Here is a 22,725-nt window from a genome sequence, read left to right as displayed (position 1 = left end):
CACCTCCGTCCAGCGTCGGGCGATACCGGCGAACGGGGGAGGGCGCGCGCACCGCGTCCGGCTGTGGAGAGCCGGAGAGCCGTGGTCAGGGCGCGGGCACCAGCGTCAGCAACGAGGCCTCGGGGCGGCAGCCGAAACGCACGGGCGCGAAGATCGAGTGGCCGATACCGGCGCTGACGTTGAGCGGCACACGGCGCCCGCCGTGCGTCCACGTGCTGAGGCCGCGGGCCTGGTCGAGCGGGATGTCGCAGTTCGCGACGAGCGCCTTCGAGGAGAACGGGATGCGCACCTGGCCGCCGTGCGTGTGTCCCGCCAGCAGCAGATCGGCGTCGAGGTCGACGAAGGCATCGAGAACTCGCCGGTACGGCGCGTGCGTCACGCCCAGCACGAGGTCCGCGTCGCCGGTCGCGCGCTGTTCGGCCCGCTTCGACACAACAGCGGCAAGGTCGTCCCAGCGGCGGTGGGCATCGTTCACGCCGAAGGCATCGATGCGCAAACCCGCCACCTCGAGCGTCGCCGCGGTGTTGTCGAGCGCGTGCCAGCCGAGTTCGTCGGTGAGGAAGCGGTCGAGGGCACCGGTGTCGAGGGACTCCGCCGAGCGGTGCGCCTTCGACGGTCCCGTGAAATAGCGCAGCGGATTGCGGGGCGACGGCGCGTAGAGGTCGTTCGAACCGTGCACGTACACGCCGGGAACGCCCCGCAGTCCCGCGAAGGCGTGCCGGATGCCGGCGAGCCCCTCCGCGTGACCGAGATTGTCTCCCGTGTTCACGACGAGGTCGGGAGCGAGGTCCGCGAGGCGTGCGATCCACTCCTGCTTACGGCGCTGCCACGGTGCCATGTGAGCGTCGGACAGGTGCAGAACACGGAGCACGCGCGCGCCCGCGGGCAGGATCGGCAGGGTGTGCTCGCGCAGCGTGAACAGGTACCGTTCGACACCCGTGCCCCACACTGCAGCGCCGACGCCGACCGCCCCCACCGCTGCGAGAGCGGTGAGGGCGGTGCGGCGGGGACCGCCGGTCAAGGACAGGTCTTCTTGGAGTAGTTGATCAACACCTGAGAGCTGCGGTTGACGGCAGTACCGGCGGCGGGGTTGGTGCCGGTCGCCGTCGCCTGGTTGTCCGGAAGCTTGTCATCCGGGGTGCACGTTCCCAACGCGATGGAGGTGAAGCCCGCATCCTGCAGTGTCTTCTGTGCGTCCTGCACCTTGCCGCTGACAGCCGGGATGGTTGCGCCCTGGCCATTGCTGGGGTTGATCGTGATCGTCGTGCCGCCGGCGACCTGACCCGCGCCGGGGTTCTGCGCGGCGATGATGTTCGTCGGCGCATCCGAGTCGACGGGGTCGCCCACGGTGACTTCGAAGCCGGCGTTCTGCAGTGTGGTCTGCGCCTGCTCGATGGTCTGGCCGAGCACGTTCGGCAGCTCTTTGAGCACGCGCTTGGTCAGGTTGGGATCCGGGTCGGGGAAGTCGCCTGCCGGGTAGACCTGGTCTGCCGTGCGTTGCAGGTTCTTGGCCAGCGTGTAGCGGATGTTCTGCAGCCCGCGGCCGAACATGTCGTTGTCGCCCTGCACGGTGCCGACCCACGCGGCGTTGACGACGCGGGTGCTTCCCTCGATCATCCAGGTCTGCAGCGCCTCGTGCGTGCCGGTCTTGCCGATCAGCTGGGTGCCGTCGTAGGGGTTCGCGCCTCCACCGGTGCCACCGTTCATGACGCCGCGCAATGCGTAGGCTGCGGTGGCGGCGACCTGGGGAGAGATCACGGGGGAGCACTGGCGATCGGGCTTCTTGAGCTCGTTGCCGGCTGCGTCCGTCACACGATCGATCGCCTGGGGCTGGCAGTAGGTGCCGTTGTTCGCGATCGTGGCGTAGGCGCCGGCCATCGCCAGGGGAGAGATGTTGTCGACACCGATGACCTCCGCCGGGTTCGACATCGTGACGTCGCGCCCGTCTCCGGTGGTGACGCCCATCTTCTTGGCGACTTTGGCGATGTCGCACATATCCAATTCGGACGCCATAGCGAGGTAGCCGGTGTTCAACGACTGCGCTGTGAACGACATCGGTGTTCCCACGCCGCCATTGACCTTGCCGAAGTTGTTGATCGGTGTGTTGTTGACGATGTTGCCGGTGCACGAGTTCGTGAAGTTCTTGAACACCCGCATCCGGCCATCGAGCACCTCGTTGACCGAACGGCCCTGTTCGAGCCAGTCGACGAGCGTGAACAGCTTGAATGTCGAGCCGGCCTGGAAACCGCCGGAGTTGCCGAATGTCGAGTTACCGGCGTAGACGAGCGAGCTGAAGCCTTCGCCCGCGTTCGCCTCTTCCGAGAAGTTGGTGTTCTGGGCGATCGCAAGGATGCGGCCGGTGGACGCCTCGACACTCACAGTCGCCGCGCCGAAGTCGATACCGGACACGGATGCGGGTGCGTTGTCACGCATGCTGATCGTGGCCGTGTGCTGCAGATCGGGATCGAGCGTCGTGTAGATCTGCAGCCCACCACGGCGCAGGTTCATCGCGCGCTCGGTGTCATCGGCGCCGAAGGCGGGGTCGTTCTTGACGACAGAGACGACGTACTGACAGAAGTACGGTGCGCCGGTCGCCGCGCAGCCGGAGGTGGGCTGCGTGATCTGCGGCGTGATGGGCTCCGCCACGGCGGCGTCATGCTGTTCCTGCGTGATCTTGCCGTCGGTGAGCATGCGGTCGAGCACGTACGTCTGACGCTTCTTTGTCAGCGCGTAGCCGTCAGCGGCGCCGTTCGTCTCGCGATCGGGCTGATCGATGCGATACGTGTTCGGGTTCTGCACGATGCCCGCGAGCGTTGCGGCCTGGCTGAGGCTCAGGTTGGCGGCGGGGACCCCGAAGTAGTAACGGGCGGCGGCGTCGATGCCGTAGGTGATTCCGCCGAAGTTGGCGATGTTGAGGTACCCGAGCAGGATGTCGTTCTTCGAGTACTTCTGCTCGAGTCCGATCGCGTAGCGCATCTCCTGCAGCTTGCGCTCGATGCCGCTCGTGCCCGACGAATCGGTCGCCTGGAGGAAGCAGGACTGGCGCTCGTCCTCGTTCTGCGCGTTCCACTCGCAGCGCTGGATGAGGATGTTCTTGACGTACTGCTGGCTGATCGTCGAACCGCCCTGCGTGTTCGCACCGCCCTCGAGGTTCGAGAGCACGGCTCGCGTGGTGCCGATCAGGTCGACGCCGCCGTGGTCGTAGTACCGCGGGTCTTCGCTGGAGAGGATCGCGTCGTACATGACGGTCGCGATCTGGTCGAACGTGACCGGCGAGCGGTTCTGATCGTAGAAGGAGGTCTGCGGGACGTAGTTGCCCGAGCCGTCTTTCCAGTAGATCGTCGACGGCTCCATGATGTCGTCGATCTCGAGATAGTTCGGCATGTTGTCGAACAGCTTGATGGCTTGCGATGTCGCAGCGCCGGTGACGGCGATCGCGGGCGTGACCGTGGCGGTGATGAGAACACCGGCGACGACGCTCAGGCCGACGAGTCCGGCGAGGCCGGAGAGCACACCGGTGGCCGTGCGTTTCTTATCGGGCATAGGGTGATCGTAAGCCAGGATGCTGGGCGAACACTCGATGGCGCCGCATCCGGTTCCCGCTGTTTCCGGGGCTCAGACCCCGTCCTCACCCACGAACGGGAGACGCCGTGACCACCTGGGAGTACCTCACCACTCCGCTGTTGATCCACAACACCGCCGCCATCTTGAACAACTGGGGCAAGCAGGGCTGGGAACTCGTCCAGGTCGTGCAAGGCCCGGAGGGCGGACTCGTCGCCTACTTCAAGCGCCCGGTCGGCACGGATGCAGCCGCCAACGCCGGTCTCGGTGCGGCGCAGGTCGCCGCGCGTCAGTTCGAAGGAGAGAGCGCATGAGCACCGTGACCGAGCGTCTCGCCGAACTGGGGATCGTCCTCCCCGAGGTCGTCCCGCCCGTCGCCTCCTACCTCCCGGCCAAGGCCTTCGGCGATGTCGTACACACCGCCGGCCAGCTGCCGTTCGTCGCGGGTCAGCTGCCCGCGACAGGCAAGGTCGGCGAGACAGACGGCCTGGTGGCGCCGGAGGATGCGGCGACCTACGCCCGTCAGTCGGCGCTCAACGCCGTCGCCGCGGCCGCATCCGTCGTCGGGGGCGTCGACCGCCTCACCGGCGTGCTGAAGGTCACCGGCTTCGTCTCGTCGGTTCCGGAGTTCACCGGTCAGCCCGGCGTCATCAACGGTGCCAGCAACGTGCTCGCCGAGATCTTCGGTGAGTCCGGCCGTCATGCCCGCTCCGCCGTGGGGGTGCCCGTGCTGCCGCTCGACAGCCCCGTCGAGGTCGAGGTCGTCTTCACTCTCGCCTGAAGCGCGACGAACGGGGGGGCGGGATGATTGACGATGGCGTCGGTCGTGTTGCGCGTGCCGCAACCTTGATCTCGGTCTCGGAGGAGCTCCAGCGGCTGCGTCATGAAGCCGGCGGAGTGAGCTACGCAGAGATCGCGGCGCGGATCACCAGCCTGAGGGCGAACCGGTCCGGGCGTTCCTCGGTCGCCGTGTCGCGCTCGACGGTGTATGACGCCTTTCGCCCCGGACGTACTCGTCTCGACGCGGAGCTCGTCGTCGACATCGTGCGGAGTCTCGGCGTGTCCGAGGCGGAGGCGGAGGGCTGGCGGGCCCGATGCGTCGCGGCCAAGCCGGCCGTGCCGCGGCCCTCGTCGCGTGCGGGGACGGCATCCGGCGCCGAGGCGCCGCCGGTGAGCGCGGTATCTGTGCTCCGTTTCGACGCGCCTCGTCCCGCCGGGCGACGCGTCGCTCTCATCGTCGCCGTGATGATCGGAGCCGTCCTCCTGAACGTGACGGGTGGCCGCGTCGTCCTCTGGCTCGACCTCCCGCTCTACCTGGACATGGTCGGCACCGCCGTCGTGGCATTGGCTCTCGGCCCGTGGTGCGCGGTCGCGACGGCCATCGTCACCCAACTCGGCGGTGTGCTCGTCAACCAGAGCACCTTGGGGCTTCCGTTCACACCCGTCGCGGTGGCCGGAGCGCTCCTCTGGGCGTATGGCGTGCACCGCTGGGGATGGGGGCGCTCGCTCTCGCGGTTCCTGCTGCTCAGCGTGGTCGTCGCCGTCGCCTGCACGATCGTCGCCGCCCCGATCACGGAACTCGTCTACGGCGGCTTCAGCGCTCACGTCGCCGGGAACTCCCTCACCGCGCGCTTCCGCGACGCCGGCATGGTGCTCCCCTTCGCGATCGTGATCGCGAATCTCATCACCTCACTGTTGGACAAGCTGATCGCGAGCTTCGTTGCGCTCTCGCTCGCTGCCCCCCTCCGGTACTCGATCACGCGGGATCGGACGCCGTCGCCGAACCTGCCGCCGCTGGCGCTGTTCTCCGCCGGAAGCCCCTCGAGGGTCCTGCGCGTGGGGGTCACGGCCAGGCGCGCATCCGTCCTATGAGTGCCGCGACCGTCTCCTCAGTGCCGATTCCGTCGCGCGGCTGGCGCAACGACATGGTCGCCGCACTCTTCTGGCTCCTCACGGTCGTGGGCGTGCTCATGATGACGGGCGCCTGGTTCCTGCTCGCGCTCGCCTCTCTCGAGGAAGGCACGGAGCAGCCGAAGGCGCTCGCCGCGGGAACGACGATGGCGGGGACGACCTTGTGGCTGGGCATCGTGCCGCTGGTCTTCGCGCACATCGCCGGCTTCGCGCTGTGTCTGGTGGCGACCACGGGCCGGTTCGATCGAGCCAGGGGAGTGCTCTGGGCCGGTGAGGCTGTGATCGGCGCCTCCCTCATCGGGCTCGCCGTCGTTCTCGTGCTCTCCGGCGGGCAGCTCCTCTACACGCCCCCGGACTACGTGCCCTGAGCTCCATCGAACGAGCCCCGCATCCAATGGAGGACGCGGGGCTCGTTCGTCGGCTGCTACTTCGTGGAGAGCTTGGCCTGGATGGTGGACATCACCATCGTGTCGGCCAGGGTCGTCGTGTCGCCCACCTCGCGCCCCTCGGCGACGTCGCGGAGCAGACGCCGCATGATCTTGCCGCTGCGGGTCTTGGGCAACTCGGTGACGATGTAGACGTCGCGCGGGCGGGCGATCGGACCGATCTGCTCGCCGACCCAGGCCCGCAGGGTCTGGGCGAGGCCCTCGGGGGAGTGCTCGCGCAGGTAGCTCTCCTTGATGATCACGAACGACACGACGGCCTGCCCGGTGGTCTCGTCGCTCGCTCCCACGACGGCCGCCTCGGCGACCGCTTCGTTGCCCACGAGCGCGGACTCGATCTCAGCCGTCGACAGACGATGCCCGGAGACGTTCATGACGTCGTCCACGCGGCCCAGCAGCCAGATGTCGCCGTCCTCGTCGCGGCGCGCGCCGTCGCCTGCGAAGTAGTAGCCGCGGTCGGCGAACTTCTCCCAGTAGGTCTCGACGAAGCGGTCCGGGTCGCCCCAGATGCCGCGCAGCATGCTGGGCCACGGTTCGGTGACCACGAGCAGTCCGCCCGCGTCATTGCCGACCTCCTCGCCCGACTCGTCGACGACGTCCACAGAAATTCCGGGGAGCGGCACCTGCGCGGACCCGGGCTTGGTCTCGGTGACGCCCGGGAGGGCCGAGATCATGATGGCGCCGGTCTCGGTCTGCCACCAGGTGTCCACGATCGGCGTGCGCTCGGCGCCGATCACGGTGCGATACCACATCCACGCCTCGGGATTGATGGGTTCGCCGACGGAGCCGAGCAGCCGCAGCGACGAGAGGTCGAACTCCTGCGGCACCTGGCGTCCGATCTTCATGAACGAGCGGATGGCGGTGGGAGCCGTGTAGAGGATCGTGACCCCGTACTTCTGGACGATCTCCCACCAGCGGCCCGGATGCGGCGTGTCCGGGGTGCCCTCGTAGATCACCTGTGTGGCGCCGTTCGCGAGCGGACCGTAGGTGACGTAGCTGTGGCCGGTGATCCACCCGATGTCGGCCGTGCACCAGTAGACGTCGCGCTCGGGGTGCAGATCGAACACGTTGCGGTGGGTGTAGGCGGCCTGCGTGAGGTAGCCGCCGGACGTGTGCAGGATTCCTTTGGGCTTTCCGGTGGTGCCGGAGGTGTACAGGATGAACAGGGGGTTCTCGGCGCCGAACGGCTGGGCTTCGTGCTCGGCGGATGCGGCCGCTACCGCCTCGTGCCACCAGATGTCGCGCCCGGGCGTCCAGTCCACGTCGTTGCCGCCACGGCGCACGACCAGCACGTGCTCGACCGTCTCCTGCGCGCCCGAGCCGCGATCGGCGAGGGCCTGGTCCACCGCGGGCTTCAGGGGCGAGACCTTGCCCTTGCGGTAACCGCCGTCCGCGGTGATCACGAGCTTCGCCCCGGCGTCGTCGATGCGTGCGCGAAGGCTGTCCGCGGAGAACCCGCCGAAGACGACCGAGTGGATGGCGCCCACGCGCGCCACGGCGAGCATCGCTGCCACTGCCTCCGGGATCATCGGCAGGTAGAGGGCCACGCGGTCGCCCTCGCCGATGCCCAGCTCCGTCAGGACGTTGGCGGTGCGCTTGACCTCGTCGGTCAGCTCCGCATACGTGACGCGGCGCTCGTCGCCGGGCTCGCCCTCCCACAACAGCGCGACACGGTCGCCGTTGCCGGCGAGCACATGGCGGTCGAGGCAGTTGTAGGCGACGTTGAGTTCGCCGTCGCCGAACCAGCGGGCGAAGGGCGGGTTCGACCAGTCGAGCACCTCCGAGAAGGGCATGTGCCAATGGAGGAGCTCGCGCGCCTGGTCGGCCCAGAAGCCCTCTCGGTCGGACGCCGCCCGCTCGTAGAGCTCGGCGGTGGCGACCGCGCTCGCTGCGAACTCGGCGCTGGGGGCGAAACGACGGGTCTCGTTCAGCAGGTGGTCGATCTGGCTGCTCATGGCTCGCTCCTTTGCGCGCTGTTCGGGATGACGTGCGGGACGTCTCGCACATCATCGCCCCCTCCGGACGGGGGCGGATACCTCCATTAGAAGGTGGACGGCTGAGACCGATATATCAATCCGATTGGCCCGGCATGCCGTTTGGCCGCCGGTGTGAGGTTGCGTATGCTCGTGTGCGCCCGCCCCTCGCGGCGGGGAGTACGGCCCTCATCACCCCCAATTTGCGGGGCTGTGCTCGGCGGCATCCCAACCCCCCAATGGGATGCCGCCTTTTCCTTTGCCCGGAGTGCAGTGCGCGGCGTCTCGCGCTCTGATCTCCCCAGCCGTTTCGCCGCCGCGGTTCCTCAACCGCGCGTCACCGTGCACCGCGTCGGCGGCAGGCACGCGCTTAGCGTCGTCGTCATGCCACAGCCTTTCGTCGTCGCGCCGCGCGGAGCGCCCGCATCCGACGGGGCTCCGACGCGGGCGGCCGACAGGGAGCCGGAGACATCGCCCCTGACGCTCGGCGCACTGTCGGTCGCGGCGTGGGACCCGGTGCGTGTGCATCTCGGCGACCCCGAGGTCACCGACATCTTCATCAACGGCGAGCACGGCCTCTTCGTGGACCGCGGCCGCGGCGCCGAGCAGGTTCCGCACTGGCATGCGACGGAGAGCGAGGTTCGCGAGATCGCGACCGGCCTCATCGCACGGGGCGGTCGGCACATCGACGATGCGACGCCGTGCGTGGACGTGCGCCTCGACGGAGGCGTGCGGGTGCACGCCGTGCTTCCGCCCGTCAGCGCAGACGGCACGACGATCTCGATCCGTGTTCCGCGTGAGCACCTCGGATCGCTCACCGCGCTGCGCGAGGCGGGGATGCTCGACGCCCGCGCCGAGCGCGCGCTGCAACGACTCGTCGGGGCCCGTGAGAACCTGCTGGTGACGGGCGCGGCCGGCAGCGGCAAGACGACACTCCTGGCGGCGCTGCTCTCATCCGCTCCTGAGCGCGAGCGGATCGTGACGATCGAGGATGTGGCGGAGCTCCGCATCCGTCACCCGCATCACGTCCGGCTCGAGGCGCGCCAAGCCAACCTCGAGGGAGCGGGCGGCATCGACCTCGCACGTCTCGTGCGCGAAGCGCTGCGGATGCGGCCGGACCGTCTCGTCGTCGGCGAGTGCCGCGGCGCCGAGGTACGCGAGCTGTTGACGGCGTTGAACACCGGACACGACGGCGGAGCGGGCACGCTGCACGCCAACGGCATCGACGACGTTCCGGCGCGGCTCGAGGCGCTGGGGGCGCTCGCCGGGCTCGATGACATCGCGCTCGCGCGTCAGGTGGTCAGCGCGATCGGCGTGGTGGTCCACGTCGCCCGCGACCGCGGCGGCGTGCGGCGCGTGGCGGGCATCGCGCGTCCGAGCCTGGTCGACGGACGGCTGGGGATGGAGCCGATCCCATGGGACTGATCGCACGGCGTCGACCTGCTCCCGACGGTGTGGGGGATGCGGCCCAGCGGCTCTCGGTGCTGTTGCGCACGGGCATCTCGCCGGCCTCGGCCTGGGCGTTCCTCGCCGCCACCGGCGACGCGGACGCGGTCGCCATCCACGCGGCGCACACGCAGGGGCAGCCGTTGCCGGGTGCGATCGCCGCCCGCGGCGCCAGGTGGCGTCCGCTGGCCGCGACCTGGCGGGTGGCCACCGCTGTCGGCGCTCCGCTCGCCGAGAGCCTCCGGGCCGTCGCCGCAGCGGTGCGCGACGCGCAGGAGTGCCGCGACGAGGTGCGTGTCGCCCTCGCGGAGCCCGCCGCCACCGCGCGACTCATGGCCTGGCTGCCGCTCGTGTCCATCGGCCTGGGCGTCGCGCTCGGGTTCGACACGATCGGCGTCCTCACGGGCAGCCCTGTCGGTGTCGGATGCCTCATCGCGGGCATCGCCCTGATGCTCGTGGCCCGCGTGTGGACCGGTGCGCTCACCCGCCGCGCGACACCGCCTCCCGCGATGCCGGGCCTGCACGCCGAGCTCGTCGCGATCGCGCTCTCCGGCGGCGTGTCGATCGAGCGCGCCCGGGCGCTGGCTGATCCCGAGGTCGAGACCGCCGACGAGGGACTCGACGCACTGCTGGAGCTCTCGCGCTCCGCCGGCGTCCCCGCCGTCGAGCTCCTCCGCGCGGGAGCATCCCTCGCGCGCCACCGCGCCCGCACGGACGGTCGGATGCGGGCGGCCGGACTCGGCGCCGCGCTCCTGCTGCCGCTGGGTGTCTGCATCCTTCCCGCCTTCCTGCTGCTGGGGGTGGCGCCGATGCTCATGAGCGTGCTCGGCACATCCGCACTCCCGCTGTGACCGCGTGCCCACCGCCGGTGCCCATAAGAGAGGAGCAACACATGACACCCACCGCCAGAGCCCACGGCCGGCTCCCGGCTCTCACCCGCCGCCGTGCGGCGGAGCTGTTCGGCGATGAGTCCGGAGCGGCGACGGCCGAGTACGCGATCGCGACGATGGCCGCCGTCGCCTTCGCGGGACTTCTCGTGGTCATCATGCGATCCGATGAGGTGCGCGGGATCCTGGAGGATCTCGTGCGCCGCGCGCTCACGGTCGAATGAGACCCCGGCTCGGCGATCGCGGCTCGGCCGCGGCGGAGTTCGCGGTCGCCGTGCCGGCAGTGCTGCTGGTGCTGACCCTCGGCATCGGCGGGCTCGCCACCGCATCCGCCCAGGTGCGCTTGCAGGACGCCGCCGCGGATGCGGCGCGGCTCGCGGCCCGCGGGGAGGACGCCGCGCGGGCGCTCGGCCTCCTCTCCCGCGCCGTCTCGGGCGCGAGCGGCACAATCGGCGAGGAGGGTGACCTCGTGTGCGTGACGGCCTCGGCCCCTGCGCCGCTGCCCGCGATCTCGCTCAGTGCGCGCTCGTGCGCACTGTCGGGCGGACGCTGATGCCCGGGGCAGCGGCGACGGTGGGCACGATCGGTGCGCTTGCCGTCCTCGTGGCCGGCCTCGGCGTGGTCGGCGCCGCGAGCGTGCATGCGCAGCAGTTATCGGCAGCAACGGATGCGGCCGCGCTCGCCGCGGCGGATGCCGCATCCGGCGCTGTGACGGGCGTCCCGTGCGAGCGCGCCGCCCAGCTCGCAGCCACGGCATCCGCAGAGGTCGTATCCTGCGAGGTGGAGGGTCTCATCGCGACCGTGCGCCTCAGCAGCGCCTTCGGTCCGTTCCCCGCCCAGGCCGCAGCCCGCGCGGGTCCCGCGCCCGAGCCGCGCGGCGACGGGTGAACCGGCCCTCCAGCCGACCACCGTCCCGAGGTGTGTATGGTGACAGCGACGAAAGGACCACCGTTGGCAAAGGGTTCTCAGACCACGACGAAGAGCGGTAAGACGCTCGTGATCGTCGAGTCGCCGACCAAGATGACCTCGATCCAGGGCTACCTGGGTGATGACTACGAGGTGCTCAGCTCCGTGGGGCACATCCGCGACCTCGCGAGCAAGAAGGACATTCCGGCCGACAAGAAGGCCGCGTACGGCAAGTACTCGATCGACGTCGACAACGGCTTCGACCCCTTCTACGTGGTCAACGATCGCAAGACCAAGACCGTGGCGGAACTCAAGCGGGCGGTGAAGGATGCGAGCGAGGTCCTGCTCGCCACCGATGAAGACCGCGAGGGTGAAGCCATCGCGTGGCACCTGCTCGAGGTGCTCAAACCCAAGGTCCCCGTCAAGCGCATGGTTTTCCACGAGATCACCAAGGACGCCATCCGCGCCGCCGCCGAGAACACCCGCGAGCTTGATCTCGCTCTCGTGGACGCGCAGGAGACCCGTCGTGTGCTCGACCGTCTCTACGGCTGGGATGTCTCACCCGTGCTGTGGCGCAAGGTCGGCAGCGGTCGTGAGGGCGCCGCCCTGAGTGCCGGTCGCGTACAGTCCGCGGCCACCCGTCTGGTCGTCGACCGCGAGCGCGAGCGCATGTCGTTCGTGTCGGCCAGCTACTGGGACATCGAGACGCTGGCCGTCAAGGGCGACCAGTCGTTCACCGCGCGCCTTGCCCGCATCGACGGCGCACCGCTTGCGCGCGGCACCGACTTCGACGACAAGGGTCAGCTGAAGAAGGCCGTCGTTGTCCTCACCGAGGACGACGTGCGCGCACTGGCCGCGGCCATCGAGAGCGTCGGCACGGCTCAGGTCTCCGCGCTCGAATCGAAGCCCGGAACGCGCAGCCCCCGCGCCCCCTTCACGACCTCCACGCTGCAGCAGGAGGCCGGTCGCAAGCTCTCGATGAGCGCGAAGCACACGATGAGTGTGGCCCAGCGTCTCTATGAGAAGGGGTACATCACCTATATGCGCACCGATTCGACCTCGCTCTCGAAGCAGGCGGTCGAAGCGGCGCGCGAGCAGGCCGTGAGTCTCTACGGCGATCGCGCCGTGCCCGCCAACCCGCGCGTCTACGCGAGCAAGAGCAAGAACGCGCAGGAGGCGCACGAGGCGATTCGTCCCTCGGGCGAGCACTTCCGCACGCCCGCATCCGTCGCCTCCCACCTCGACCGCGACGAGCAGCGCGTGTACGACCTCATCTGGAAGCGCACCGTGGCGAGCCAGATGGCCGACGCCAAGTACGAGACGACCACGGTGACCCTGTCGCTGACGGCCGACCAGAAGGCGCTCGAGTTCACCGCATCCGGCACCGTCTACACCTTCAAGGGCTTCCTGGAGGCCTACGAGGAGGGCCGCGACGAGAAGCGCGCCGACGCCGACAAGGCCGACGACCAGTCGCTGCCCGCTCTGAGCGTGGGGGACGAGCTGGCCACGCGCGAGGTGGAGCCCAAGGGGCACTCGACCTCGCCGAAGCCGCGCTACACCGAGGCGAGTCTCGTGAAGGCGCTGGAGGAGAAGGGCATCGGCCGTCCCTCCACGTTCGCCAGCATCATCGACGTGATCCTCGATCGCGGCTACGTCTCCAAGCGCGGTCAGGCGCTCGTTCCCAGCTGGCTCGCCTTCAGCGTCGTGCGCCTGCTCGAGCAGCACTTCTCCGACCTCGTCGACTACGATTTCACCGCCGCGCTCGAGGACGACCTCGACGCGATCGCCCGCGGCGAGCAGCGGCGCGAACAGTGGCTGCGCGAGTTCTACTTCGGCTCGGAGAACCACGTCGGACTCCGCCACATCGTCGACAACCTGGGTGACATCGATGCGCGCGAGCTCAACGCGACCCGCATCACCGACACCGCGACCCTCCGTTTCGGCAAGTACGGTCCGTACCTCGAGGTCGTCGACCCCGCAGACCCCGAGGCCAAGCCCCGGATCATCAACATCCCCGACGACCTCGCACCCGACGAGCTGACGGCCGAGAAGGCGCAGGAGCTCGTCGACGCCCCGATCGCCGGCGACCGCGTGCTGGGCGAGAACCCCGACAACGGCAAGCTCATCGTCGTCAAGGACGGCCGCTTCGGTCCCTACGTGCAGGAAGTCGACCCCGTCGACCCGGATGCGGTGGACGAGGCGACCGGTGAGGTCGCGGAAGCGCCCAAGAAGCGCGGCGCCAAGAAGGAAGCCGCACCCAAGCCCCGTACCGCCTCGCTGTTCAAGAGCATGTCGGTCGACACCGTCGATCTCGACACCGCGCTCAAGCTCCTCGAACTGCCGCGCGTCGTCGGCGTCGACCCGGCGACCGAGGAGGAGATCACCGCCCAGAACGGCCGCTACGGCCCGTATCTGAAGAAGGGTACCGACTCGCGCTCACTCGACTCAGAGCAGCAGATCTTCGACATCACCCTCGAGGAGGCGCTCGAGCGCTACGCGCAGCCCAAGTACGGCGCCCGGCGCGCATCCAGCGCTCTCAAGGAGTTCGACGCCGACCCGGTCAGCGGCAAGCCGATCAAGATCAAGGACGGCCGCTTCGGCGCCTACGTCACCGACGGCGAGACCAACGCGACCATCCCGCGCGGCGAGACCGTCGACGACGTCGACTTCGAGCGGGCGAAGCAGCTGCTCGCCGACAAGCGCGCCAAGGGCCCCGCGCCCAAGCGCACGTCGGCGCGCAAGACGACCACCCGCAAGACGCCCGCGAAGAAGTGACAGAGACGACGCCGTCGGGTCTGTGGATCACCTTCGAGGGTGGCGACGGCTCGGGAAAGACCACGCAGGCAACGCTCCTCGAACAGTGGCTGCGTGAGTCCGGTCGCACGGTCGTGCGCACCAGGGAGCCCGGCGGAACCGAGGTCGGTGTGCTGGTACGCGACATCGTGCTGCATCACCGGGGCGAGGTCGCCGCGCGGGCCGAGGCGCTGCTCTACGCGGCAGATCGCGCCCAGCACGTCGAAACGCTCGTGCGACCCGCGCTGGCCCGCGGTGAGATCGTCGTGCAGGATCGCTATCTCGACTCGTCCGTCGCCTACCAGGGTGCCGGACGCGTGCTGGATGCGGGGGAGATCCGCCAGCTGTCGCTCTGGGCGACGGGAGGCGCTCTGCCCGACGTGACCGTGCTGCTGGATCTCGATCCCGCATCCGCACGCTCCCGCCTCGACGCCGCCGACAAGCCGTTCGATCGGCTGGAGGCGGAGAAGGACGAGTTCCACGCGCGGGTGCGCGCCGCCTTCCTCGACCTGGCCGCCGGCGAGCCGCAGCGATTCCTCGTGGTGGATGCGGCCGCGGGCGTCGAGGAGATCGCCGCGACCATCCGCGCGCGCGTCGCGAGCCTGCTGCCTCCTGTGGACGCCGACGGGAGCGTCGACGGCCGCGGATAGGCTGGGCGCATGCACACCATCACGTCCTCTCTCCCGTGGGAAGACGTCTGGGGGCAAGACGATGCTGTCCGGCTGCTGCAGGCTGCCGCATCCGATCCCGCGCAGCTCACGCACGCGTGGTTGATCACGGGCCCTCCCGGCTCGGGCCGTTCCACGTTGGCGTATGGGTTCGCGGCGGCGCTCATCGCCGAGCCGGGCGACGAAGCTGCCATGCGCCAGGTGCTCGCGCGCAGCCACCCCGACCTCACCGCCCTGCGCACGGAGCAGGTCGTCATCCGCATCGAGGAGGCCCGCCAGCTCGTCGAGCGCGCGTACTACTCGCCCTCACTGGGGCGGTATCGGGTGATCGTGGTCGAAGACGCCGACCGCATGGCCGAGCGCACCTCGAACGTGCTGCTCAAGGCGCTCGAAGAACCGCCCGAGCGCACGATCTGGGTTCTGTGCGCGCCCAGCGACGCCGACCTGCTGCCCACCATCCGCTCCCGCGTGCGCACCGTGCGTCTGCGCGAGCCGGATGTGTCCGACGTCGCCCGTCTGATCGCCCAGCGCACCGGGGTCGATGAGGCGGTCGCCGAGCAGGCCGCGCGGCACGCGCAGCGCCACATCGGCATGGCGCAGCGCCTGGCGACGGACGCCGACGCGCGCCGCCGGCGCGAGGAGACGCTGCGCAGCGCCCTGGCCGTGCGCGGCGTCGGCGACGCGGTCGACGCGGCAGCTCGCATCGTGCAGGTCGCCACCGACGACGCGAAGGCGCTGACCGTCGAGCGCGACGAGGCGGAACGGGCATCGCTCCTGCGGACGGTGGGGCTCGCCGAGGGTGCTGCGGTGCCGCCCGCCGTCCGATCGCAGCTCAACGCGCTGGCCGACGAGCAGAAGCGTCGCGCCACGCGCAGCCTGCGCGACGGCATCGATCGCGTTCTCACCGATCTGCAGTCGCTGTTCCGCGACGTGGTGATGGTGCAGTTCGGTCGCACCGACGGCCTCATCAACACCGAGCTTTCCGACGACCTGCACGCCCTCGCGGGCGCGTGGGAGCCGGAGCGTACTCTCCTCGTCCTCGACGAGATCGCCCTGACCCGCCGGAATCTCGAGCGCAACGCGGCCCCCGCGCTGGCGTTGGAGAGCCTGTTGGTCGCCGTCGCCACCGGAAGGAGCTCGTCATGAGCGCCGCCCCCCGCATCCGCCGCCTGATCGCCGTGACAGGCGTGGTCGTCACCCTCGCAGCCCTCGCCGGGTGCGCGTTCAAGGTCGATGTCGCGCCCTCGCCGACCCGCAGCGCCGAGCCCGACACGACGGGCATCTCCGAGGAGCTGCTGCCCTTCTACGGGCAGGAGCTCTCGTGGAACTCCTGCGGGACCGGGCTCGACTGCACCACGGTCACCGCGCCGCTCGACTGGAACAACCCGTCGGCGGGTGAGATCGACCTCGCCGTCGTGCGTCACCTCGCCACCGACGGAGAGCCGCTCGGCAGCCTCCTGACGAACCCCGGCGGCCCCGGCGCCAGCGGTGTCGCCCTCATCCGCGACTCGCTCTCGTTCGCGGTGGGCGACGCCCTCCAGAACGACTACGACGTCATCGGTTTCGACCCGCGCGGTGTCGGCGAATCGAGCGCGGTGCGATGCTTCGACGCGCCCGACATGGACCGCTATCTGTTCGACATCCCGACGGGTACCCGTGGATCCGCGGAGTGGAACAGCCAGCTCGAGGCGCGCAACGCCACCTTCGCCCAGGCGTGCGAGGCGAACAGCGACGGCATCCTGCAGTTCATCACCACCGAGCAGTCCGCACGCGACATGGACCTGCTGCGCGGCGTGCTCGGTGACGAGAAGCTCAACTACCTCGGCTACTCCTACGGCACGTTCCTCGGCGCGACGTATGCGCAGCTCTTCCCGGAGCGCGTGGGCCGCCTCGTCCTCGACGGCGCGATCGACCCCGAGACGTCCCAGCTGGACGTGTCGACGACGCAGGGCATCGGATTCGAGTCGGCGCTGCGCGCCTACATGGCCTCCTGCCTCCAGGGCTCCGACTGCCCCTTCACCGGCACGATCGATGACGGCATGGCGGACCTCAGCACGCTGCTTGCGAGCGCCGATCGCAATCCGCTTCCCAACGCCGACGGCCGCCGCATGGGCGCCGACTCGATGATGACGGCGATCATCGCCGCCCTCTACTCGCAGGACAGCTGGTCGTACCTCACCACGGCCCTCTCCGACGCGCTGCAGGGCGACCCGTCGGTCGCATTCCAGCTCGCCGACTTCTACTACAACCGCAGCGGCGGCGCCTACAGCGACAACTCCACCGAGGCTTTCATTGCCTACAACTGCATGGACTACCCGGACGACGCGACTCCGGAGCAGGAGGCCGCGTCCAAGGCTCTGCTCGCAGAGCGCGCGCCCACCGTGGCGCCGTACTGGTCGAGCGACGTCGACTCGTGCGCCTCGTGGCCGTTCCCGCCCAGCGGTGAGCGCAAGGCCCTGACCGCGCAGGGCGCCGCGCCCATCGTGGTCATCGGCACGACGAACGACCCCGCCACCCCCTACGACTGGTCGGTGGCACTGGCCGATCAACTCGCCTCCGGCGTGCTGATCACCCGGGTCGGCGAGGGCCACACCGGCTACAACAAGGGCAACACCTGCGTCGACGACGCAGTGGAGGCGTACTTCGTCGACGGCACGGTGCCGCAGGACGGCCTGCGCTGCGAATGAGCGCCCGCCGAGCGTTCGCGGCGGCCCGTTCGAGCATGTAAGATCGTTGCTTGTGCATCGCGAAAGCGGCGCGCGCCGCCTTAGCTCAGACGGCAGAGCGATTCACTCGTAATGAATAGGTCAAGGGTTCGATTCCCTTAGGCGGCTCAGCACGAGAAGAGGGGTCCCGGAAGGGGCCCCTCTTCTGTTTTCTCCGCCCCCGTCGGTCCCGCGAGCGACGGGGAGGGAATGAGGAGCAGGGTGGGAGGGGGATGGGATGATCGGAGAGTGGGTCACACCGTCGATGTGCTGCTGGAGACGTTCACCTGGGTCGGTTTCCTCGGCGCAGTGGCCGTCGGTGTCCTCTGGCTGATCCTGCTGCTGGTCGACGGCACGTGGGTCCCGGCACAGGCCGTCATCGAACCTGGTGAGACCGGACGCGTCGCGCACTGGTTCACGGCGGAGGGCGGTGTGGGTCGCGCGGTGCTCACCGACGCAGACGAGGCGCATCTCGCGGGCGCGGACGAAGCGGCCATCTACTACCGACCGGGCTCGGACGGTCGGATGCGGCTCGTCGCGCGCTCTCCGCTCGTGCGCCTCACCGGTTGGTTCACCGTGGGTTTCCTCACGGTCGGCGTCCTCGCGCTCGTCCTGTCATTGGTCACCATGTTCGCGGCCTGAATCCGCCAGGCCGGAGCAGGAGAGTGGCGCCGAACCGATATAGCTAGATAAGCTAGCGACATGGCCGCATCCTCGACTCCGACCCAACCCTCGCGCTGGCTTCGGGTCGGCATCCCCGCGTTGCTCGTGCTCGTCTGGCTCGTGGTGGGCTCGATCGGCGGCCCGTACTTCGGCAAGGTCGACGAGGTCTCCACCAATGACCAATCGACGTTCCTGCCGCAGAGCGCCGCCTCGACCCAGGTCAACGAACGGCTTCCCGACTTCCTCGCCGGCGACAGCATCCCGGCCGTCGTGGTGTTCTCGGCAGACCAGAAGTTCACCGAGGCGCAGCTCGCGCAGCTGCAGACCGTGGCTGATGACATCGCCCAGACGCCCGGGGTGCTCGACGGGATCTCGCCGCCGATCGTCTCCGACGACGGCCTTGCCGCGCAGATCTTCGTTCCCATCGACGCATCAGGTGAGGTGCCGGAAGCCGTCGAAGCAGTCCGTGACGTGGTCGCCTCGGACGCACCTCCGGGCATCGACGGATGGGTGACCGGCCCCGCCGGGTTCACCGCAGACCTCGTCGAAGGCTTCCTCGGCATCGACGGGCTGCTGCTGGGCGTCGCCCTCATCGCCGTGTTCGTGATCCTCGTGATCGTCTACCGGTCGCCGCTGTTGCCGGTGCTCGTGCTGCTCACCAGCGTCTTCGCGCTTTGCGTGGCGCTCCTGACGGTGTGGTGGCTCGCCAAGGCCGGTGTCTTCGTGCTGAACGGCCAGGTGCAGGGCATCCTGTTCATCCTCGTGATCGGCGCCGCCACCGACTACGCGCTCCTGTTCGTGGCGCGCTACCGAGAGGCGGTGGCCGAGGGGCAGAAGAGGTGGCCGGCGACCCTACAGGCCTGGCGCGGAGCGTTCGAGCCCATCCTCGCCTCGGGCGGAACGGTCATCGCGGGACTGCTCTGCCTGCTGCTCTCGGACCTGGCCAGCAACCGCGCGCTCGGACCGATCGCGGCGATCGGCATCGCGTTCGCGATGCTCTCCGCGCTCACCTTCCTTCCGGCACTGCTCGCGCTGGTGGGGCGCGCCGCCTTCTGGCCCTTCATTCCGAAGCACCCGGCGGCGGTGCCGTCGGACGACCCGAACGCACCGGCGAAGGGTCTCTGGCCGCGGGTGGCGCGGTTCGTCACCCGGCGTGCCCGTCCGGTGTGGATCATCAGCACCGTCGTCCTTCTCGTCGGAGCCGCCGGCGTCACGCAGCTGAAGGCGGACGGCGTGCCCTCGAGTGACCTCGTGCTGGGGTACTCGCAGGCACGCGACGGTCAGGACGTGCTCGCAGAGCACTTCCCGGCAGGGTCCGGCAGCCCGGTGTACGTCGTGGTCTCCGAGGCGGATGCGGCCGCCGCCGTCGCTGCGACATCGGACGCCCAGCGCATCGACAGCGTGGCGATCGCCGCCGCGGACTCTCCGACGGGCCAGGCGTCGGTCACCGTCTCGGGAGGCGCGCTCGAGCTCGCGGCGGTCGGCCCGCCCGGTACGCCTGCGCCGGAAGCCACCACCGTCGACGGCGATGTCCTCCTGATCGCGACGCTTGCGGATGCGGCGGACTCCGCCGCGGCCGACGACGCCGTCGTCGCGTTGCGCGAGGCCCTCGATCGCGAACTCGGCGAGGGAGCGGCGCTCGTCGGTGGGCAGACCGCCATCGACGTCGACACGAACGCCACCTCGATCCGCGACCGCACCGTCATCATCCCGGTCATCCTCGCGGTCGTCTTCGTGATCCTCATGCTCCTGCTGCGCTCGATCCTCGCGCCCGTGCTGCTGATCGTGAGCACGGTGATCTCCTTCGGCACGGCGATGGGGGTGAGCGCCCTCGTGTTCAATCACGTGTTCGACTTCCCCGGCGCGGACCCGGCGGTGCCGCTCTACGGCTTCGTCTTCCTCGTGGCGCTCGGCATCGACTACAACATCTTCCTCATGTCGCGCGTCAGGGAGGAGTCGCTGCGCTACGGCACGCGCGCGGGCATCGTCCGCGGTCTCGTCTCCACCGGGGGCGTGATCACGTCGGCCGGGCTCGTGCTCGCGGCCACGTTCGCCGCACTCGGGGTCATCCCGATCCTGTTCCTTGCGCAGCTGGCGTTCATCGTCGCGTTCGGTGTGCTGCTGGACACCTTCGTCGTCCGTTCGCTGCTGGTGCCGGCTCTTGCGTCCGACATCGGGCGTGCGGTGTGGTGGCCCTCCAAGCTGTGGCGCGCCGGGCCGGAGACGAAGGATGCGGCGTCGATGACGCGTGCCGAGTACCGGCGTACGCTCGGATCATGACCAAGGCGCTGTTCATCGTCGACGTCCAGAACGACTTCACCGAGCGCGGTGCTCTCGGCGTGGCGGGAGGCGACGCGGTCGCCGAGCGGATCTCCGCCTACCTCGCGGAGCATGCGGGAGACTACGGCCTCATCGTCGCGTCCAGGGACTGGCACGACGCCGAGGGCGACAACGGCGGCCACTTCGCCGCAGAGCCCGACTTCATCGACACGTGGCCGCCGCACTGCGTGGCGGGAACCTTCGGTGCCGAGTACGACGAGGTCTTCGACACCTCCGCCGTGACGCACCACCTCAAGAAGGGGCAGGGAGAGCCGGCCTACTCGCTCTTCGAGGGACGCACGGATGACGGGCGCACGGCGACCGAGCTGCTCGAGGAGCACGGCATCCTCGACATCGACGTGGTCGGTCTCGCGACTGACTACTGCGTGCGCGCCTCGGCGCTGGACGCCATCGCGGCCGGTCGTCACGTACGCGTGTTCACCGACCTCGTCGCCGGCGTCCACGCCGAGTCGAGCGAGAAGGCCCTGGCCGAGATCGCTCATGCAGGTGCGGAGGTCACCGCGTCGCGCTGAGCGTCGGGCACGCTGTCGAACGAGCGGCAACCGCTCGGCGCAGGGCTGGCTTACGGATGCGGCTCGATCACGCGACCCCGGGATGCCTCCAGCGCGCGGATGAGCGACGCGGAATCCCACGGGCCCACGTGGCGGATCCCGCCGATGAAGAACGTGGGCGTCGAGTGCAGATCCATGAGCTCCGCGTCCAGGCGGTCGTCCTGGATGTGGCGCAGGACGGCGGGGGAGCGCAGGTCGTCGGCGAAGCGATCGGTGTCCAGGCCCAGCTCGTCGGCGTAACGGATCAAGTCTGAGAGCTCCAGCTGGTCTTGGTGGGCGAACATCTTCCGCGTCATCTCGTAGAAGTGGCCCTGCGCCGCGGCAGCCTCCGAGGCCTGCGCCGCCTGCTGCGCGTGCGGATGCGGCGCGTCGAGCGGCAGGTGCCGCCACACCCAGCGCACCTGATCGCCCAGCGCGGCGAAGACCTCGTCGATCGAGCCGGTCGCGCGGCCGCAGAACGGGCACTCGAAGTCGCCGTACTCGACGATCGTCAGCGGCGCGTCCTTCGGTCCCTTGATGTGATCGCGCGCGGGGTCGACAGGGCGGTTCAAGTATTTGCCGACGGCGACGGGCGGACGCACGCGGTCGCCGATCGAGATGATCGCCCATCCGGAGAGAAACGCCAGCACGGATGCGGTGAGCACGCCGACGCGGGCGAGATCCTGCGTGTGGGGGTCGTCGATCGCGATGGGCACGAGGAAGAGCGCGATCGTGAACCCGATGCCCGACAGGGCTCCGCCGCCGGCGATCCGCGTCATGCCGAGGCCGGGGGCGAGCACGCCCTTGCCCGTGGCGCGCAGCAGCCAGGTCGCGCCCGTGATGCCGACGAACTTGCCGGCGACGAGCGCGACGATGATGCCCCAGGTCAACGGAGAGGTGAAGGCCTCCTGCAGCGTCGCCGCGTCGAGGTGGACGCCCGCGTTCGCCAAGGCGAACAGGGGCAGCACGCCGAAGGAGATATAGGGGCGCCACCCCGCATCCACGCGTTCGTTGATCGACAGCGAGTCGCGGACGCTGCGCTGCACGGCGGCCGCGTAGACGGTGTTGGGCGACTCGCGGAAGGCGCGGGTGAGCTCGGCCGTGCGTTCGACATCGCTGCGCCGAGGAGGGAACACCGGGATGAGCAGAGCGATGGCCACGCCGGCGAGGGTTGCGTGAACGCCGGAGAGCAGCACGACGACCCAGAGGGCGATGCCCAGAGCGGCATAGGAGAATCCGCGGCCGTAGGGCAGGAAGCGCACGAGGGCGATCAGCCCCATGAGGACTGTGGCCACCAGGAGGGCGACGAGGTTGAGGCTGTCCGAGTAGAAGACGCCGATGACCAGGAGCGCCCCGATGTCGTCGACGACGGCCAGCGTCAGAAGGAAGGCACGCAGACGGGCCGGGAACTTCGGGCCGATGATCGCGAGGGCGCCGAGGAGGAATGCGGTGTCGGTGGAGATCACGACGCCCCACGCGTGCGTCTGGTCGGTGCCGAGAGTGAAGAGGATGAAGATCCCGGCGGGCACCACCAGGCCTGCGACGGCCGCCGCGATCGGCAGGGTCGCGCGGGCGCGATCGGTGAGCTCGCCGATGGTGAGCTCACGCTTGACCTCGAGGCCGACGAGGAAGAAGAAGAGCGTCATGAGGCCATCGTTGACGAGCGCATGCAGGTTCGAGGCGATCTGCATGTCGCCGACGGCGATGGTGATCGGTGTCTCCCAGAAGTGCTCGTAGCCCGCACCCCAGGGGCTGTTCGCCCAGATGATGGCGAGCGCCGTGGCGATGAGCATGAGCGCCGCCGACAAGCGATCCGGAGCGATCGGACGGCGCTTCTTCTTGACGGGGCCGCTGCGGTGCAGTTCGACGCTGGTCATCGGGCTCCTCCCGGGCGCGGAT

20 protein-coding genes and 1 tRNA gene are annotated in these 22,725 nt (G+C 69.5%); 17 read left to right on the top strand and 4 right to left on the bottom strand.

Annotated features, from left to right (window positions below; translation table 11 throughout):
* Window positions 1–85: 85 nt before the first annotated feature.
* Together PQV94_RS11690 and PQV94_RS11685 are read right to left on the bottom strand one after the other, a co-directional pair.
* Window positions 86–1,021 carry a metallophosphoesterase gene (locus PQV94_RS11690; RefSeq protein WP_274285993.1) on the bottom strand — a complete coding sequence of 312 codons (936 nt, stop codon included), beginning with the start codon at window positions 1,019–1,021 and terminating at the stop codon, window positions 86–88.
* Window positions 1,018–3,543: a transglycosylase domain-containing protein gene (locus PQV94_RS11685; RefSeq protein ID WP_274285992.1), complete on the bottom strand. Its 2,526-nt coding sequence runs from the start codon at window positions 3,541–3,543 to the stop codon at window positions 1,018–1,020. Before PQV94_RS11685 ends, PQV94_RS11690 begins: the two co-directional genes overlap by 4 nt.
* 107 nt (window positions 3,544–3,650) lie before the next feature.
* Here PQV94_RS11685 and PQV94_RS11680 point away from each other — a divergent pair, with 107 nt between their 5' ends.
* From PQV94_RS11680 to PQV94_RS11665, 4 genes are read left to right on the top strand one after another with little or no spacing between them, the layout of a single operon-like run.
* Window positions 3,651–3,875: a hypothetical protein gene (locus PQV94_RS11680; RefSeq protein WP_274285991.1), complete on the top strand. Its 225-nt coding sequence runs from the start codon at window positions 3,651–3,653 to the stop codon at window positions 3,873–3,875.
* Window positions 3,872–4,342: a RidA family protein gene (locus tag PQV94_RS11675; RefSeq protein WP_274285990.1), complete on the top strand. Its 471-nt coding sequence runs from the start codon at window positions 3,872–3,874 to the stop codon at window positions 4,340–4,342. The genes PQV94_RS11680 and PQV94_RS11675 overlap by 4 nt, the downstream gene beginning before the upstream one ends.
* Window positions 4,343–4,365: 23 nt before the next feature.
* Window positions 4,366–5,433, top strand: coding sequence for a hypothetical protein (locus tag PQV94_RS11670; RefSeq protein ID WP_274285989.1), 1,068 nt, complete (start codon window positions 4,366–4,368; stop codon window positions 5,431–5,433).
* Window positions 5,430–5,840, top strand: coding sequence for a hypothetical protein (locus PQV94_RS11665; protein WP_274285988.1), 411 nt, complete (start codon window positions 5,430–5,432; stop codon window positions 5,838–5,840). The genes PQV94_RS11670 and PQV94_RS11665 overlap by 4 nt, the downstream gene beginning before the upstream one ends.
* A 56-nt stretch (window positions 5,841–5,896) precedes the next feature.
* Here PQV94_RS11665 and acs read toward each other — a convergent pair whose 3' ends face one another.
* Window positions 5,897–7,870 carry an acetate--CoA ligase gene (gene acs / locus PQV94_RS11660; protein WP_274285987.1) on the bottom strand — a complete coding sequence of 658 codons (1,974 nt, stop codon included), beginning with the start codon at window positions 7,868–7,870 and terminating at the stop codon, window positions 5,897–5,899.
* Between the two features lie 402 nt (window positions 7,871–8,272).
* Between acs and PQV94_RS11655 the strand changes: the two genes are divergently transcribed.
* From PQV94_RS11655 to PQV94_RS11595, 13 genes are all read left to right on the top strand, one after another.
* Window positions 8,273–9,313: a TadA family conjugal transfer-associated ATPase gene (locus PQV94_RS11655; RefSeq protein ID WP_274285986.1), complete on the top strand. Its 1,041-nt coding sequence runs from the start codon at window positions 8,273–8,275 to the stop codon at window positions 9,311–9,313.
* Complete coding sequence (locus PQV94_RS11650) at window positions 9,304–10,185, top strand: type II secretion system F family protein (protein ID WP_274285985.1); 882 nt, start codon at window positions 9,304–9,306, stop codon at window positions 10,183–10,185. Before PQV94_RS11655 ends, PQV94_RS11650 begins: the two co-directional genes overlap by 10 nt.
* 41 nt (window positions 10,186–10,226) lie before the next feature.
* Window positions 10,227–10,445 (top strand): DUF4244 domain-containing protein, encoded by a 219-nt coding sequence (locus PQV94_RS11645; RefSeq protein ID WP_274285984.1) that lies wholly within the window; start codon window positions 10,227–10,229, stop codon window positions 10,443–10,445.
* On the top strand, window positions 10,442–10,774 hold the full coding sequence (locus PQV94_RS11640; RefSeq protein ID WP_274285983.1) for a TadE family type IV pilus minor pilin: 333 nt from the start codon (window positions 10,442–10,444) through the stop codon (window positions 10,772–10,774). The genes PQV94_RS11645 and PQV94_RS11640 overlap by 4 nt, the downstream gene beginning before the upstream one ends.
* Window positions 10,774–11,109 carry a helicase gene (locus PQV94_RS11635; RefSeq protein WP_274285982.1) on the top strand — a complete coding sequence of 112 codons (336 nt, stop codon included), beginning with the start codon at window positions 10,774–10,776 and terminating at the stop codon, window positions 11,107–11,109. Before PQV94_RS11640 ends, PQV94_RS11635 begins: the two co-directional genes overlap by 1 nt.
* A gap of 63 nt (window positions 11,110–11,172) precedes the next feature.
* The gene (topA, locus tag PQV94_RS11630) at window positions 11,173–13,902 is read left to right on the top strand and encodes a type I DNA topoisomerase (RefSeq protein ID WP_274285981.1); all 2,730 of its coding nucleotides are present in this window, start codon (window positions 11,173–11,175) and stop codon (window positions 13,900–13,902) included.
* Entirely contained in the window at window positions 13,899–14,570 is a 672-nt protein-coding gene (gene tmk / locus PQV94_RS11625; RefSeq protein WP_274285980.1) for a dTMP kinase, read from the top strand. The genes topA and tmk overlap by 4 nt, the downstream gene beginning before the upstream one ends.
* Window positions 14,571–14,579: 9 nt before the next feature.
* A complete protein-coding gene (locus PQV94_RS11620) occupies window positions 14,580–15,734 on the top strand; it encodes a DNA polymerase III subunit delta' (RefSeq protein WP_274285979.1) in 1,155 nt (384 codons plus the stop codon).
* Entirely contained in the window at window positions 15,731–17,275 is a 1,545-nt protein-coding gene (locus PQV94_RS11615) for an alpha/beta hydrolase (protein ID WP_274285978.1), read from the top strand. The genes PQV94_RS11620 and PQV94_RS11615 overlap by 4 nt, the downstream gene beginning before the upstream one ends.
* Window positions 17,276–17,349: 74 nt before the next feature.
* Window positions 17,350–17,422: transfer RNA gene (locus PQV94_RS11610), tRNA-Thr, on the top strand.
* Window positions 17,423–17,542: 120 nt separating this feature from the next.
* Window positions 17,543–17,935 (top strand): hypothetical protein, encoded by a 393-nt coding sequence (locus PQV94_RS11605; protein WP_274285977.1) that lies wholly within the window; start codon window positions 17,543–17,545, stop codon window positions 17,933–17,935.
* 60 nt (window positions 17,936–17,995) lie between these two features.
* Window positions 17,996–20,236: an MMPL family transporter gene (locus PQV94_RS11600; RefSeq protein WP_274285976.1), complete on the top strand. Its 2,241-nt coding sequence runs from the start codon at window positions 17,996–17,998 to the stop codon at window positions 20,234–20,236.
* Window positions 20,233–20,808: an isochorismatase family protein gene (locus PQV94_RS11595; RefSeq protein ID WP_274285975.1), complete on the top strand. Its 576-nt coding sequence runs from the start codon at window positions 20,233–20,235 to the stop codon at window positions 20,806–20,808. Before PQV94_RS11600 ends, PQV94_RS11595 begins: the two co-directional genes overlap by 4 nt.
* Window positions 20,809–20,858: 50 nt before the next feature.
* On the opposite strand, the gene nhaA is transcribed toward PQV94_RS11595, so the two are convergent.
* Window positions 20,859–22,703: a Na+/H+ antiporter NhaA gene (gene nhaA, locus PQV94_RS11590; RefSeq protein ID WP_274285974.1), complete on the bottom strand. Its 1,845-nt coding sequence runs from the start codon at window positions 22,701–22,703 to the stop codon at window positions 20,859–20,861.
* Between the last annotated feature and the right edge of the window lie 22 nt (window positions 22,704–22,725).

It is taken from the genome of Microbacterium sp. Clip185, assembly GCF_028743715.1.
GTDB lineage: Bacteria > Actinomycetota > Actinomycetes > Actinomycetales > Microbacteriaceae > Microbacterium.
This window is presented reverse-complemented; position numbering and strand designations above follow the sequence as displayed.